This window comes from Actinoplanes sp. NPDC051851 (genome assembly GCF_040681165.1).
GTDB lineage: Bacteria > Actinomycetota > Actinomycetes > Mycobacteriales > Micromonosporaceae > Actinoplanes.
The window spans coordinates 17,883-31,792 of record NZ_JBFAYF010000056.1; the positions used below are offsets into that span (position 1 = coordinate 17,883).

The following is a 13,910-nucleotide window of genomic DNA, read 5'->3' on the forward strand; positions in this document are numbered from 1 at the left end:
TCTGGCAGGTCTCGCTGTCCGGGGGAGCGGGGAGCCGGCTGTCTCGGTGGTGGAGACGGAAAGGCGAAAGCGCTGCGTAGCGGGCCGATGACCGAGAGATTTTCTCGTGGGAGCGCGCAACCTTTCGTTGTTCCGGGGCCACTGAGGTGGTGATCAACCCTCGTCCCCCCGGGAGAATCCCTGATGTTCGCCAAGCGTTTCGTCGTGCCGCTCGCGGTGGTGGCGGTCGGCGCCGGAGCGGCGGTGTTCGGCGTGCTGAACGCCGACGCGGCCGTGGCCTCCTCGTGTGCCGTGACCTACACCGTCGCCGGTCAGTGGAGTTCCGGCTTCACCGGTGACGTGAAGATCAAGAACACCGGCTCGGCGGCGATCGACGGCTGGACGCTCGGCTTCGCGTTCCCCTCGGGGCAGAAGCTCGCCGGTGGCTGGAACGGCACCTGGGCGCAGAACGGCACCGGCGTCACGGTGGCCGACGCGGGCTGGAACAAGAGCATCGCGGCCGGCTCCACCGTCACGCTCGGCTTCAACGGGACCTGGTCCGGCAGCAACGCGATCCCCGGCGCGTTCACCGTGAACGGGACGACCTGCGGCGCGACGGCAGCCACCACGACGAGCCCGACCGCGTCGGCGTCGGCGTCGGCGAGCAAGAGCGCGACCGCGTCGGCCACCGCCACGGCGAGCGCGTCGGCGACGAAGAGCGCGACCGCGACGGCGACCGCGACGGCGAGCGCGAGCAAGACCGCGACGGCGAGCGCGAGCACCAGCGCGACGACCGTGGCCAGCAAGGACTGCACCGACTACGCCGCCCTGGTCCGCGGCAAGTACTGGGTGAACAACAACGTCTGGGGCAAGGCCGACGGCACCGGATCCCAGTGCGTCTGGGAGAACGGGCTCAGCGGCGACAAGCTGAGCTGGGGCACCGACTGGACCTGGGACGGCGACACCACCAAGGTCAAGTCGTACGCGAGCGCGGTCCTGGGTTGGCACTGGGGTTGGAAGACGACCGGGACCGGGCTCCCGGTGCGGCTGAGCGCGGGTAAGCCGGTCGACACCAGCTGGAACTTCACGGTCACCCAGACCACGTCGAACATCATGAACGTCTCGTACGACCTGTGGTTCCACTCCATCGCGAACCCGGACTGGGCGGACCAGCCGACCGACGAGGTCATGGTCTGGCTCTACAGGTCGGGTGGCGCGGGACCGGTCGGCACCAAGCAGGCGACCGTGACGATCGGCGGCACCAGCTGGGACCTCTACCAGGGCAACATCGGCTGGAACGTGTACTCGTTCGTGCGTACCTCGAACACCACGTCCGCCTCTCTCGACCTCACTGACTTCACCGATGACCTGGCTGGGCGGGGATGGCTAGACAAGAGCAAGTATCTGTCCAGTGTGCAGGCGGGAACCGAGGTCTTCACCGGGTCGGGACGGCTCGACACCAGCGCGTACTCGGTGACGATCGGCTGACGCCGCCCGCACCGGGCCGACAAGCATCCCCGAGGGTCAGGACAACCAGCGTGGCGGAGCAGGATGCCGAAAGCGCCTTCCGGCGCTTCTTCGACGAGCATCACGCCGACCTGTCGCGCCTCGCCTACCTCGTCACCGGCGAGACTCAGGTCGCCGATGACCTGGCGGCGGACGCGTTCGTCGAGGTCTGGCGGCACTGGGCGCGGGTGCAGGCGGCCGACAGCCCGGTCGCCTACGCCCGCGGCATCGTGACGAACCTGGCCCGGCAGTGGATCAAGCGGCAGACCCGGGAGCGTGCCGGTCTGCTGCGTCTCGGCCTGCTCCGCCGCGAGCGCGGCGAGAGCGACACCCCCGCGATCCTCGACGTGCGGGCGGCGCTGCGGCGGCTTCCGCTGCGCCGTCGCGAGTGCGTGATCCTCCGGTACGCGTTCGACGTGCCGGAGAAGGAGGTCGCCTCGATCCTCGGCATCTCGGTCGGTGCGGTGAAGAGCCACACCTCCCGGGGTGCCGCGCAGTTGAGTGAGTTCCTCCGTGGAATGCCGCTGATGACGGGAGGTCACCATGGGTGAGCGGCCCCAGCCCGACCTGGGCGCTGTGCTGCGCTCGGAGGCCGAGCGGCACCTGCCCGACGGTGACGCCATGTTCGCCCGGATCAACCGGCGCCGCGCCGTCGCCCCGCCCGGCCGACGGATGACCTTCGGCGGGTTGTTCGGTGCTTCTCCGGGCGGCGTACTCCCGGGCTTCACCGTGCTGCGGCCGGTGATGGCGGCGGCGTCGGTGGTGGCCACCCTGGTGGTCGGCTTCACCGGCATCAAGCTGGTCACCGACCGGCCGGACCGGGCGCCCGCCGCGAACGAGGGCTCCGCCTCGGTCGCCCCGTCGGCGAGCGCGCCGGCCAGCGCGGAGCCGACCCCGGAGAGCACGACGAAGAAGCCGCACAGGGGCGGTGGCACCACGGGTCGCCAGGGCGGCGAGACGACCGGCACCACCGGCGCGCCCACGTCGCCCACACCGTCGTTGCAGCCGACCGCGGGCTTCCTCGGCTCGTCGGGGGTGCTCAACGAGTACTCCACTGATGACTGGGCGCAGGGCGACGTGACGCTGAACACCACCCAGGCGATCACCGTGCTGGAGGTGGCGGTACGCGTGGTGCGTACCGAGGGAGTGGTGAGCACCGGCAGCTGGAGTTCGATCCCGGCCGAGATGATCACGATCGGCGTGACCGAGGAGAAGGGCACCCTGCTCTACCGGTTCACCCTGAAGCCGGGCTCGACCCTGGCCCCGGGCAGTTACACCTTCGCCGTGCAGTACCAGCACTCCGGTGCCCACGACGTGACCGCCGACGTCTACGGTGCCGCGGCCTCCGCGGGGGAGGAGAAGGCGGAGGTGACGGGAGCTTTCCTCGCGAGCTGAGCCGGCCGTTCCCCATCCGTCCCCCCGGCCCTGCTCGCATCCCCAACGGGCCCGGTCCACAGCCATGGACCGGGCCCGTCCCTCACCCACTGACAATGCCGATCGTGGCAACTTTTGATCGATATATGGGCATAATCTGCCCATATCGAGATGAGGCGGGGTGTCAGGTGGCGGAGTCGAGGCCGCTGTCGGCGCAGACGCGGGACATGGTGGCTGCGGCGGCGGAGACCGCGGCGACGGCGTCGGGCTCGTCCGGTGTGCCGCGGGCCGCGGTGGCGGTGGCGTAGGCGTCCCGCAAGGTGGCCGCGCCGTCCGCCACCGGGGCGTCCGCGGTGGCGCTGGCCGCGACCACCGCGTCGACCACGCCCGGTTCCATCAGGGTGGACTCGCGGATCGCGTTGGCCAGCAGGCGGCAGGTGATCAGGCCCGGCGGGTCGTCGGCGAGCGGCGGGCTCACCGAGGCGGCGGGAGTGCCGGCCGGTGTGACCGGTGTGGACGGTGTGGGTGACGAGCAACCGGCTGCGAGGATAAGTGATGAGAATGCATGAAAAAAGCGGGCAAAGGGAGCCATTGGTGCAGCCTATGCGGGACCGGGAGAAGCAGCGCGCGACAGAGGCGGCGCGTGGGCTGGATGTGGCGCGTGGGCTGGATGTGGCGCGTGGGCTGGATGTGGCGCGCGCCGGGGGCGGCGTGTGAGCTGGATGCGGCGTGTGGCAGGGGGCGCGTGGTGGAAGGGAGCGCGTACCGGAGGAGGGGTGGAAAAGGGGCGCGGGCCCGGTCGGAAGTGACTGAGCCCGCGTTGCAGTGACCTCGAAGGATCAGAGGTAGCTGCCCTTCTTGTACTCGTCGTAGCTCATGTTCCAGTCGGTCCAGCCGTTGCCGTTCTTCAGCTTCTCCTCGGTGCCGGAGACGGTGATCACGTCGCCCATCAGCGTTTTTCCGAAGAGCCACTTGCCCATCGCCTCGGAGACGTTGACGCAGCCGTGCGAGACGTTGGTCCTGCCCTGCACGCCCTCGGACCACGGAGCGGCGTGGATGTACTGACCGCTCCACGTGATGCGCTGGGCGTAGTCGATGTCGGTGCGGTAGCCGTTCTCCGGGTCGGTGTCGGTGGTGTCGAAGACGGTGTGCTCCTTCTTCTCGATCACCACCATGGTGCCGCTGGAGGACGGGGTGCTCTTCTTGCCGAGGCTGACCGGGATGGTCTTGATGACCTTGCCGTCCTGCTTGACCGTCATCTTCTTGGTCTTGTTGGAGACCGTCATGATCAGCGATCGGCCGATCTTCATGTCGACGGTGAGGTCGGACTTGCCGTACCAGCCGTCACCCATCTCGACGCCCTTGAGCTGCACCTTGTACGAGACCTTGGAGTTGGCCTCCCAGTACACCTTCGGGCGCCAGTGAATCTCGGTGGAGCTGATCCAGTGCCAGGTGCCCTCCTGCGACGGCGTGGCGGTGACCACCATCTTCTTCTCGACGGTCGCGCGGTACTTCTCCGGGATGGCCCGGCTGAATTTGATGATCAGTGGCATCCCGACGCCGACCGTGGCGCCGTCGCCGAGGAAGCTGGTGACGCGCACCAGGTTCGCCGGCTTCTTCATGATGGTGAAGTCGCTGGTGGTGGTGTTGTTCTTGCCGTCGACCGCGGGGGTCGCGACGTTCACCGTGTACTTCGTGCCCCAGGCCATCGACTCGGACGGGGTCCAGGTGTTCTCGTCGGTGTCGACGGTGCCCTCGACCTCCTCGCCCTCGTCGTCGGTGACCGTGACGGTGGTGTTCTCCGGGTCGTCGGAGGTGTACTTCACCGCGGACCAGGCCTCGATGCCGGTCGCGGCGGCGGCCGGCGAGGTCACCGCGACGGTGCTCAGCGTCGGCTCGGGCGACGCGGTCGCGGCGGCGCCCGTGTCGGTGTCGCCGCCGCCCTGCCAGGAGGCCGACTTGCTGCCGCTGCACGCGGTGGTGAGCAGCATCGTCCCCGCCACCAGCACGGCCATGGTCGCCCGCACTCGGCGGCGACCGCTCCGGCCCACCGGCCGGCTCAGTGTGCCCTGCCGAACTGCTTTCATGTCCATGGTCCCCTCACGGCGTCGTTTCTCCCCGGCGCCCAATAGTGCTCCTCGTACGGCTGTTGACCAATCCCGGATTCGTGCCGTGCCCTCCGGCGGCCATTGATGTACCCGTTCGGTATGTGTCACACGCCTCAGCCGAGCGAGTCGGGCACCGGCAGTGCGCTACCCTGCGCGAACTTCTCCCAACTGAGGTCCCACGGGGTCCATCCGTTGCCGTAGTCGAGCTTGTCGCCGGTGCCCTTCACGGTGACCGGATCGCCGACCAGGGTTTTGTCGAAGAGCCAGACCGCGTTCGACGGCGAGACGTTGACGCAGCCGTGCGAGACGTTCGAGTTGCCCTGCGCGCCCGTGGACCACGGTGCCGAGTGGATGTACTGACCGCTCCAGGTCAGCCGCTGCGCGTAGTCGATGTTCGTGCGGTAGCCGCTCGCGCCGTCGGTGTCGGTGGTGTCGAAGACGGTGTGCGCCTTCTTCTCGATGATCACCATGGTGCCGCTGGAGGACGGGGTGCTCTTCTTGCCGAGGCTGACCGGCATGGTCTTGACCACCTCGTCGTCCTTGAGCACCGTCATCTTCTTGGTGGCGTTGTCCACCTTCATCTCGAACTTCCGGCCGATCTTCGCGGTGGCCGAACGGTCCTTGTCGCCGTAGTACCCGTTGCCGGTGGGCAGGCCGCCGACCGCGATCCGCACCGTGATCTCGGTGCCGGTCTGCCAGTACTCGGGGGCGCGGTAGTACGCCTGCGTCCCGCTCGACGTCCACGACCAGGTGCCCGGCTGCGACGGCGTGGTCTCGACGAACATCCGCTTCTGCACGGCCGCCCGGTCCGCCTTCTTGATGCCCGGGATGAATTCGACCACCACCGGCATCGCCACGCCGTACGTGTGGTCGTCGAAGAGGTAGAGCCCGGTTCCGGTGTGCTTGCCGGCCTCGCCCATCGTGGTGAAGGAGGTGGTCGAGGTGGTCGTGCTGCCGTCGGTGGCGGTCGCGGTGACCTTCGCCGCGTACGTCTGCTCGGTCTTCAGCGGCTTGGCCGGCACCCAGGAGGAGCCGTCCTCGCGCATCGCGCCCGCGACCGGCTTCCCCTTCGCGTCGGTGAGGGTGACCGTGGTGACCTCGCCGCCGCTGACCTTCACGCCGATCTCGGTGCTGATCGGCACGTTCTTCTTACCGGCGGCCGGGGTGATGCTCAGCGTCGCGGCGGAGGCCACGGTGGCGCTCTCCGGGACGGCGGACGCGGCGGTGGCCGGCGCGGCGCTGGACGAGGGGCCGGTGGTGCCGGCGGCGACGGCCGGGTCGGTGAAGGTCGGCTCCGTCTCGTCGCCGCAGGCGGTGAGCGGGGCGATCACGGCGAGCGCCACGATCGCCGCCATACAGCGGCGGAAGTCAACCATCGGTCTGGCCCCGTTCTGGAGTTCTCGGCGCAGCCATCCTGACTCATGCGGGCAAGTCCCGGGTCCCCCTTAAGGTGGTAAGTAGGCGATTTCAAGGATCTTCCGAGGCCGTGCTAACGTGGTGTCGAAGCCAAGCGCTGCTAGCTCAAGTGGTAGAGCAGCTGACTCTTAATCAGCGGGTTGTAGGTTCGAGTCCTACGCGGCGCACTTCTCGATGAAGGCCCTGACCGATCCGGTCGGGGCCTTCGTCATTCGCCGACTGGGTCCGACGGAAGAGGCTGGGCGTGCTCACTATCGACGATCTGGACGCTCTCGCACACGAGGCGTTCGAGCTCGAGGATCCGGCGCCGATCGCCGCGCGGCTGGTCGAGGCCGTGGAGCAGGGCCGGCTGGCCGATCCGGCGGACGCGCCGCATGCGCTGCTGCTCGCCTCCGAGGTGACCGAGCGCACCGGCGACCTGGCGGCCGCCCTGGTCCTCGCGGAGCGCGCGGTGGCCGCCGGCGGGGACGCCTTCGCCCGCTCCTGCGTCGGCGAGCTGCTGCTGCGGACGGGCCGGGCGGACGAGGGCATGGCCCTCTTCGAGGAGCTCCGGCCGGAGCTGCTGCGCGACCCGCTCGCCGCGTCGTTCGTGTCCGAGTCGATGGAGGCCGGCGGCCGGGGTGAGACCGTCGAGCAGTGGCTGACCTCGGCCGCGCAGGCCCTGCTGGACGAGGCCCGGGCGGCCGGTGAGCCGGACTACGACAAGATGCAGGTGGTCTACGCCCTGATCAAGGAGCGGCATCGCGTGCGCGAGGAGCTCGAGCTGCCGCACGACGAGATGGACGGCCTCTTCCACGAGATGCAGCAGGCGATCGAGGCCGGCGAGCCGGACGAGGGCCGCGCGGTGCTCTTCTGGCCGGAGGCCGAGTTCACCGAGCTGATCTCCCGCTGGCCGGATCGGGCCACCGAATACGGCAAGGACTGGGACGAGCACCGCGCCGGCCTGGAGCGGACCCTCGCCGGCTGGTCCTCCTCGGGGGCCATGCGGCTGGGGATCTTCCCGGGCTCGGTGACCGCCCTGGTCGCGTTCGCCGACGGGGAGAAGGCGGACCCCGGCACGGTGGAGACCCACTCGGCGTACGCGGAGGAGATCGGCGAGTACAGCCCGGTGCGGGAGTGGCCGCCGCAGCGGAACGCGCCGTGCTGGTGCGACTCCGGCGCGAAGTACAAGAAGTGCTGCCTGCCCCGGGCCCGGGACTGATCCGGGCCGTGTGCTAACGTTCTCCCTCGTTGGAAGGCGCTGCTAGCTCAAGTGGCAGAGCAGCTGACTCTTAATCAGCGGGTTGTAGGTTCAAGTCCTACGCGGCGCACCACACGAAGAAGGCCCCGACCGTCAGGTCGGGGCCTTCTTGCTGCCGAGCCTGGGCGGCACCGAAGCAGCCCGATGACGCAGAGTGACTTTTTGTGTATCGAAGGTCCCGTGTCTGGATCGAATTCGTCGGCCGGAACGGCGTCGCTCACGCGATCCAGATCCACGATCACACGGTCTACCGGGACCACACCCGCGACCGTGCCGGTCAGATAGACCTCTGGGCGACCGGCCGGCGGCGCTCCGTACGCGAGGCGCCGCCGGCGTTCGACAGGATCACCCGGCCGCAGAATTCGTCACGTCTTCCCAGGTAGGTAAGGCCTGCCAGGGCTTCCCCGCACATCGCGGCGGTGTATTCGACCATCCGCCGGCGCTCGATTCGGGTCATCGGGATCACGCTCCAGTCTCCTCAGGGCGCGCACATCGGGCGGGTTCTTCCGGCCGCCACCGGCGACGTCTCCGCCCGATGTGCTCACTCCGAAATACGCCTACAGAGCGTGATCGGTTCAAGGAGACCCAAAGAGGTTCGAGGAGCCTCAGGGAGGCACAAGAAACCCCAGGAAGTCTCAAGAAACCATGAAATGGCTCAAGAATCAGGAAACCGGGCGGCGAGCGCCAGCGCCAGCATCCCGGTGGCGGTGAAGTCGATCGAGGGCTCGTTGGTCGCGGAGATCAGCATGTCGTCGGCGTACCGGGCGTCGGCACGGTCGAAGGCCGCGTACGAGCCCGCCCGGCACATGCTCCGCCGGTCGTCCCGGCTGAGGGCCGCCACCCGGTCGGCGGCGTTCGGGCCGTTCACCACCGCGCCGGTCATCCGGGTCCGGGTCAGCGTGCCGATCTGGTCGTGGGGGCACTGTGGATACGTGGTCCCGGCCCCGATCACCAGGGAGAGGCCCCAGCCGTTCGCGCCCAGCACGACGTCCCGCGACCGGGTGCCGAACTCCGCGTACCGCGTGTCCCCGGAGACCTGCCGGTAGAGCGACGCGGTCGCCGCCCAGCCGAGCTGCCGGGCCGTGTAGTCCGCGCCGCCGGGGCCCGCGGCCGCGCCGAACGGGTCACGACCGGCCGCCGCGACCGCGGTGTCCAGGCGCTTGCGCAGGTCGGCGCGGAGCTCCTCGGACGGGGCGAGCCGGTACAGCTCGGCGTCGGCCAGCACCTGCACGTCGTAGACGGTCAGCCCGGCCGTGCCGCCGCGGAACCCGGCGGCCCACTCCGTCGCCCGCGTGGTCCAGCCGTCGGTCCGGGAGTCGCCGAGGCGCCGGCCGGCCAGGGCCAGCTCGGTCGCGCCGAGGGCGAGGTCGTCCTGCCAGCTGTCCTCCGGGTAGAACGCGCGCGGCTCGGTGGTGACCAGCTCGCCGACCTCCTCGGTCGCCGCCCGGTCGAAGATCGACGCGGCGGTGTCCAGCAGCGTCGCGGCCTCGGTGGTGGAGGGGGCCAGCTGGGCGGCGAGCGCGAAGGCCGCGGTTACCCGCCCGGCCAGGTTGGGACTGATCGGGTCGCCCGGCGCGGCGGCCCGGAAGACCGGGCGGTACCGCTGGTAGTAGCGGTCGTCGCCGGGCTCGACGTCCAGCTCGTCGTCGTCCTGGGGGAGCCGCCAGGCGTCGTGGTCGCCGAGGATCTCGTCGCCGTCCCCGCCGATGCCGACCTGGATGTAGAACGTGTCGCCGGTGGTCATCCGGGTGAGCCAGTCCAGGCCGTGCGCGATCTCGGCGGCCAGCCCGTCCGGCGCCGGGCCGTCCCGCTGCACCAGCTGCATGGCGATCAGGGCGTACGCGGTGGTGTGGGTGAACTTGAGGAAGTCGCCGGCGTCGTACCAGCCGCCCGCGGCGTCGGTCCGGTCGCCGGTCGGGTCGTCGACATCGGACTGGAAGACCGCGGCGTCCCGGTCGTCCAGGTGGGCGGGCTGCCGCCGCCAGGCCGTGCCGATCTGGTCCGGGCCGTCGCGGTGCGCCTGGAAGTATCCGACCGTGCCGGCGACCAGCGGGCCGAACAGGTCGGTGGCGGGTGCGATCCGGAACGGCGGGGACTCGGCGGCGACGCGGTCGTCCACGCGTACCCGGAAGGTGCCGGAAGCGTGCAACGCGGAGAGGTCGATCGGGTTGGTCGCGCGGAAGCGCGCGTTCCACGCACCACGGCTGGCGCCCGCGGCGACCCGGAGCACCACCCGACCGCGCTCATCGATGATCATCGCGGTGGCGCCGGCCGCATCCTCCGGCGTGAGCAACGTCGCGATCTTGCGTTCGCCGGGCGCCCAGCCGACCTGATCGAGACGGATCTGTGCCGCCGGCGGCTCCGGTGGCGCGGTGTCACAGGCGGTCAGGAGGAGCACTAACAGGAACAGTGGAGCCAATCGGCGGCGGGTGATCACGACGAGCGAGCCTGACGGACCGTCCGATTGCCGAAACGGACGCTTTGTGCGGGGGCGATCTGGGTGTTGGCTGGGAGCTATCGTCTCGGCCATGACCTGCGTCTTGTTGATCTCGGGGAACATCCGCGAGACGTCGTTGCACACCGCCGCACTGCGTACCGCGGCCCGGTTCGCTCCGGCGGAGGTCACCGCCGTGCTCTGGGACGGGCTGGCCGGGATGCCGGCCTTCGTGCCCGGCGAGCCGGAGCCGCCGCGGGCCGTCCTCGATCTGCGGCACCGGGTGGCCACCGCGGACGCGATCCTGATCAGTACGCCGGAGTATGCGGGCTCGCTCCCGGGCAGCCTGAAGAACACGCTCGACTGGCTGGTCGACGGCGGTGATCTGCGCGGCAAGCCGTCCGCCTGGCTCTCGGTGGTCGCGCCCGGCCAGGACGAGGGCGCCCGCACGACGCTGGAGTCGATCCTCGAGGAGCACGGCGGCGCGCGGCTGCTGCGGGCCGCCTGCGTGCGGGTGCCGCTGGAGGCCCGGTCGATCGACGAGCACGGCCTGATCACCGAGCCGCGGCTGCACCTGGCGTTGCAGGACATGCTGCACGCCCTGATCCGCGTGATGGCCATGGGGGACACCCGCCAGCGCCCCTCCTGGCAGGCGAACTCCAGCCTCTACCCGGTGATCAACCGCCCGACCGACCGCCCGACGTTCTTCTAAAGACCCTCTTTCCGGTACGAGCTTTCCGGTACGAGCGGAGCTACGCGATGCCCTGGCCAGCCTTCCAGCACGCGGCCTGGCCCTTGCAGGAGGTGAGCGCCTTGACGGCGGCCTGGAGCTGGGCGACCCGCTGCGGGGTCAGCGTGCCGGCGAGATTCCTCAGCTGGAACGGATCCGTGGTCCGGTCGTAGAACTCGCGCTCGCCGTCCACGTACTCCACCCAGGTGAAGGTGTCGGTGCGGATCGCGTCGTAGGACGGCGGGATGTTGATGCTGTCCTTCTCGTAGTCCGGGTCGGCCGGATCGGTCGCCGGGTCGTGGTGCTCGACCAGCGACGCCGTACGCCACGCGGGCTTGGTCCCGGAGCGCAGCAGCGGCACGAAGCTGTGACCGTCCACCGTGGCCGGAGTAGCGGCCTGGGCCAGCTCGCCGAAGGTGGGGCGCAGGTCGATGTTCTCCACCGAGGCGGTGACCGACTGCCCGGCCGGGATGTCCGGCCCGGCGACGACCAGCGGCACGTTGACGTCGGTGTCGAAGGCGGTCTGCTTGCCGGCGTTCAGGCGGTACTCGCCCATGTGGTAGCCGTTGTCGGAGCTGAAGATGACCACGGTGTTGTCGGCGACGCCCGCCTTGACCAGCGTCTCTCGCAGCGAGCCGAGCATCCGGTCCACCGACTGCACCGCCTGGACCCGGCGACGGAACGCCTGGTCGAGGGCGGCCTGCTCCTTCTTGCCGAGGGCCGGGTGGCGGGCGAGCCAGGCCGAGCCCTGCGGGACCGTGTTGTACGCGGCCGTCCGCGGCGCCTTGAGCCCGGGGAAGGCGTTCGTGTCCTGCGGCGCCGGGGTGTACGGCGCGTGCGGCGAGTAGGACGCCACCTCGATCATGAACGGCTTACCGCTCGCGGCCGAGGTGGTGACGAACTCGTTCGCCTTGGTGGAGAGGACGTCGTTCAGGTAGTCCTTCGCGGTGTGGCCGTACTTCTTGACCACGCCGTTCTCGTTCAGCGTGTAGTCGAAGTTCTTGTACGCGTTGCCGCCCACCACCCAGTCGTCCCAGCCCGGCGGCGTGTACGGGGTCCCGGTGATCTTCTTGTTGCCCGGCTCGTACTCGTTGAGGTACTTGCCCATGAAGGCGGTGCGGTACCCGGCGGCCTGCAGGTCGGTGGCGTAGGTGGACTTCTCCTCGCCGCGGCTGTTGAAGAGGCGGAACCCGCCGTCCGAGCCGTGGTTCTTGTAGATGCCGGTGTTGTGCGGGTACTGACCCGTGAAGATCGACGCACGGGACGGGCAGCAGAGCGAGTCGGTCACCGTGTAGTTGGTGAACGTGGTGCCCGCCATCTGCAGGGCGATCACGTTCGGCATGTACTGCACCAGGTTCTTCGACAGGTCGTCGGTCAGCACGAACACGATGTTCGGCCGGACGGCCGGCGCGCTGGTGGTGACGGCGGGGGCCACCTCCGCGGCCAGGCCGTGGAACTTGTCGCCGCCGGTCGACGACGAGCAGCCGGCCGAGGCGAGCATGACGGCGGCGGCGGTCAGGCCGCCGAGGGTGCGACGAAAGGGGGAAGACATGGTGCGGCTTCGACTCCGTCTCTCAGAGGTGGCCACAGGAGGGTATGCGGGACGGTCCAGCCGATGCGATACCGGGCGGTCGATACGCACCGATCGAGGACTCGCTGTGATGATCTTTAAAAGAATCTCAAGTACGGGGTCGATCGATGGCTTCGTGACGCATAGTGGACACCCGTGCCGTTACCGGAAGGGGGCCTCGGAGACGTGGCCAGTACAGACCCCTTGATCGCCCGTATCGTCGTGGTCACTGAGAGTGTCGATGTGGAGCCGTACCGGCCCATCCGGCCCGGCCCGCGCCGGCCCCGGCTGCCGGTCCGCCCGCCGCGCTCGCCCCGGCGGTCACCCGGCGCCTGATAACCGCCTCGCCGGGCACTTCGGCGGCTCACGAAACAGGCAGGTGGAGAGCGCTACATCCCGGCCTGTTCCGCGAAACTGCGGTGAAACAGGCCGTGGTTAGCGTCGGGCCCTCCCTGAGGGAAAGTGAGCAACGCGTGACCGCGAACATAAACCGGCGTGCCCTTCTGCGTGGTGGAGCCGGCCTGGCCGGCTTCGGTATCTCCGCGGCCCTCCTCGCCGCCTGCGGCGACGACTCCTCGCCGTCCAGTTCCGCAAGTTCCGGGACCAAGAGCTTCGGCGCCCTGAACTACCAGCTCTCCTGGGTGAAGAACGTCGAGTTCGCCGGCGCGTACATCGCCGACACCAAGGGCTACTACACCGCGGCCGGCTTCAGCTCGGTCAACCTGATGGCGGGTGGTCCGAGCGTCAGCCAGGACGCGGTCGTCGCCTCCGGCAAGGCCTTGATCGGCATCTCGTCGCCGGACATTACGGCCGCCGCCATCCTCAAGGGCGCCGAGCTCGTGGTCCTCGGCGCGCAGTACCAGAAGAACCCGTTCGCGATCGTCAGCCTGGCCGAGACGCCGATCAACACCCCGCAGGACCTGATCGGCAAGAAGATCGGCGTACAGGCGACCAACGAGCCGGTCTGGACCGCCTTCCTCAAGGCCAACAACCTGGACGCCAGCAAGATCACCAAGGTGCCGGCCCAGTTCGACCCGTCGCCGCTGGTCTCCAAGGAGGTCGACGGCTGGTTCTCGTTCTTCACCAACGAGCCCAACCTGCTCAAGATGAAGAACGTCGAGACCGTGTCGATGCTCCTCAACGACCACGGCTACCCGCTGGTCTCCGAGGTCTACGTGGCCAAGAAGTCCAGCCTCACCGAGGACCGCGACAAGATCAAGGCGGTCCTGATCGCCGACATCAAGGGCTGGACCGACTCGATCGCCGACCCGAAGCTCGGCGCCAACCTGGCCGCCACCAAGTACGGCAAGGACCTCGGCCTGGACGAGGCCGAGCAGGTGCTCGAGTCGACCGCGCAGAACACCGTGGTGCAGACCGACGACACCAAGGCGAACGGCCTCTTCACCATCACCGACGAGCTGATCGACGAGACGATCAAGACGCTGGCCCTGGGTGGCGTGACCATCACCAAGGACCAGCTCTTCGACCTCTCGGTGCTCACCGAGGTCTACACCGAGAACCCGGCGCTGAAGGCGGCGTCCTGACCGGTACCG

At 69.3% G+C, this 13,910-nt stretch carries 12 protein-coding genes and 2 tRNA genes; 8 read left to right on the forward strand and 6 right to left on the reverse strand.

Translation table 11 applies throughout. The annotated features are described in order from the left end of the window. Nucleotides 1-183: 183 nt before the first annotated feature. Genes AB0M08_RS37085 through AB0M08_RS37095 form a run of 3 tightly spaced genes read left to right on the forward strand, consistent with a single transcriptional unit; the run spans nt 184 to nt 2,880 of the window. Nucleotides 184-1,467, forward strand: a complete 1,284-nt coding sequence (locus AB0M08_RS37085; protein ID WP_364504134.1) for a cellulose binding domain-containing protein — start codon at nt 184-186, stop codon at nt 1,465-1,467. Nucleotides 1,468-1,517: 50 nt separating this feature from the next. Further along, on the forward strand, nt 1,518-2,036 hold the full coding sequence (locus AB0M08_RS37090; protein ID WP_364504137.1) for a SigE family RNA polymerase sigma factor: 519 nt from the start codon (nt 1,518-1,520) through the stop codon (nt 2,034-2,036). Further along, the gene (locus tag AB0M08_RS37095; RefSeq protein ID WP_364504140.1) at nt 2,029-2,880 is read left to right on the forward strand and encodes a hypothetical protein; all 852 of its coding nucleotides are present in this window, start codon (nt 2,029-2,031) and stop codon (nt 2,878-2,880) included. Before AB0M08_RS37090 ends, AB0M08_RS37095 begins: the two co-directional genes overlap by 8 nt. Nucleotides 2,881-3,043: 163 nt before the next feature. Here AB0M08_RS37095 and AB0M08_RS37100 read toward each other — a convergent pair whose 3' ends face one another. The 3 genes from AB0M08_RS37100 to AB0M08_RS37110 all read right to left on the reverse strand — a co-directional run bounded on the left by AB0M08_RS37100 (nt 3,044) and on the right by AB0M08_RS37110 (nt 6,343). Continuing rightward, nucleotides 3,044-3,337 (reverse strand): hypothetical protein, encoded by a 294-nt coding sequence (locus AB0M08_RS37100; RefSeq protein ID WP_364504143.1) that lies wholly within the window; start codon nt 3,335-3,337, stop codon nt 3,044-3,046. Nucleotides 3,338-3,698: 361 nt separating this feature from the next. Next, nucleotides 3,699-4,946, reverse strand: coding sequence for an Ig-like domain-containing protein (locus tag AB0M08_RS37105; RefSeq protein ID WP_364504145.1), 1,248 nt, complete (start codon nt 4,944-4,946; stop codon nt 3,699-3,701). A 134-nt stretch (nt 4,947-5,080) separates the two neighbouring features. Then, complete coding sequence (locus AB0M08_RS37110; protein ID WP_364504148.1) at nt 5,081-6,343, reverse strand: Ig-like domain-containing protein; 1,263 nt, start codon at nt 6,341-6,343, stop codon at nt 5,081-5,083. 134 nt (nt 6,344-6,477) lie between these two features. Here AB0M08_RS37110 and AB0M08_RS37115 point away from each other — a divergent pair. From AB0M08_RS37115 to AB0M08_RS37125, 3 genes are all read left to right on the forward strand, one after another. Then, nucleotides 6,478-6,550: transfer RNA gene (locus AB0M08_RS37115), tRNA-Lys, on the forward strand. Between the two features lie 77 nt (nt 6,551-6,627). Continuing rightward, a complete protein-coding gene (locus AB0M08_RS37120) occupies nt 6,628-7,584 on the forward strand; it encodes an SEC-C domain-containing protein (RefSeq protein ID WP_364504151.1) in 957 nt (318 codons plus the stop codon). 36 nt (nt 7,585-7,620) lie between these two features. Then, nucleotides 7,621-7,696 (forward strand) — tRNA-Lys (locus AB0M08_RS37125). A gap of 204 nt (nt 7,697-7,900) precedes the next feature. Here AB0M08_RS37125 and AB0M08_RS37130 read toward each other — a convergent pair. Together AB0M08_RS37130 and AB0M08_RS37135 are read right to left on the reverse strand one after the other, a co-directional pair. Then, entirely contained in the window at nt 7,901-8,080 is a 180-nt protein-coding gene (locus AB0M08_RS37130; protein WP_364504154.1) for a hypothetical protein, read from the reverse strand. Nucleotides 8,081-8,278: 198 nt separating this feature from the next. Then, the gene (locus tag AB0M08_RS37135; protein ID WP_364504157.1) at nt 8,279-10,021 is read right to left on the reverse strand and encodes a glycoside hydrolase family 9 protein; all 1,743 of its coding nucleotides are present in this window, start codon (nt 10,019-10,021) and stop codon (nt 8,279-8,281) included. Nucleotides 10,022-10,151: 130 nt separating this feature from the next. Between AB0M08_RS37135 and AB0M08_RS37140 the strand changes: the two genes are divergently transcribed. After that, nucleotides 10,152-10,769 (forward strand): NADPH-dependent FMN reductase, encoded by a 618-nt coding sequence (locus AB0M08_RS37140; RefSeq protein WP_364504160.1) that lies wholly within the window; start codon nt 10,152-10,154, stop codon nt 10,767-10,769. A 40-nt stretch (nt 10,770-10,809) separates the two neighbouring features. Here AB0M08_RS37140 and AB0M08_RS37145 read toward each other — a convergent pair whose 3' ends face one another. Then, on the reverse strand, nt 10,810-12,339 hold the full coding sequence (locus AB0M08_RS37145; RefSeq protein ID WP_364504163.1) for a sulfatase: 1,530 nt from the start codon (nt 12,337-12,339) through the stop codon (nt 10,810-10,812). A gap of 491 nt (nt 12,340-12,830) precedes the next feature. Here AB0M08_RS37145 and AB0M08_RS37150 point away from each other — a divergent pair, with 491 nt between their 5' ends. Beyond that, nucleotides 12,831-13,901, forward strand: coding sequence for an ABC transporter substrate-binding protein (locus AB0M08_RS37150; protein ID WP_364504166.1), 1,071 nt, complete (start codon nt 12,831-12,833; stop codon nt 13,899-13,901). Nucleotides 13,902-13,910 lie beyond the last annotated feature (9 nt).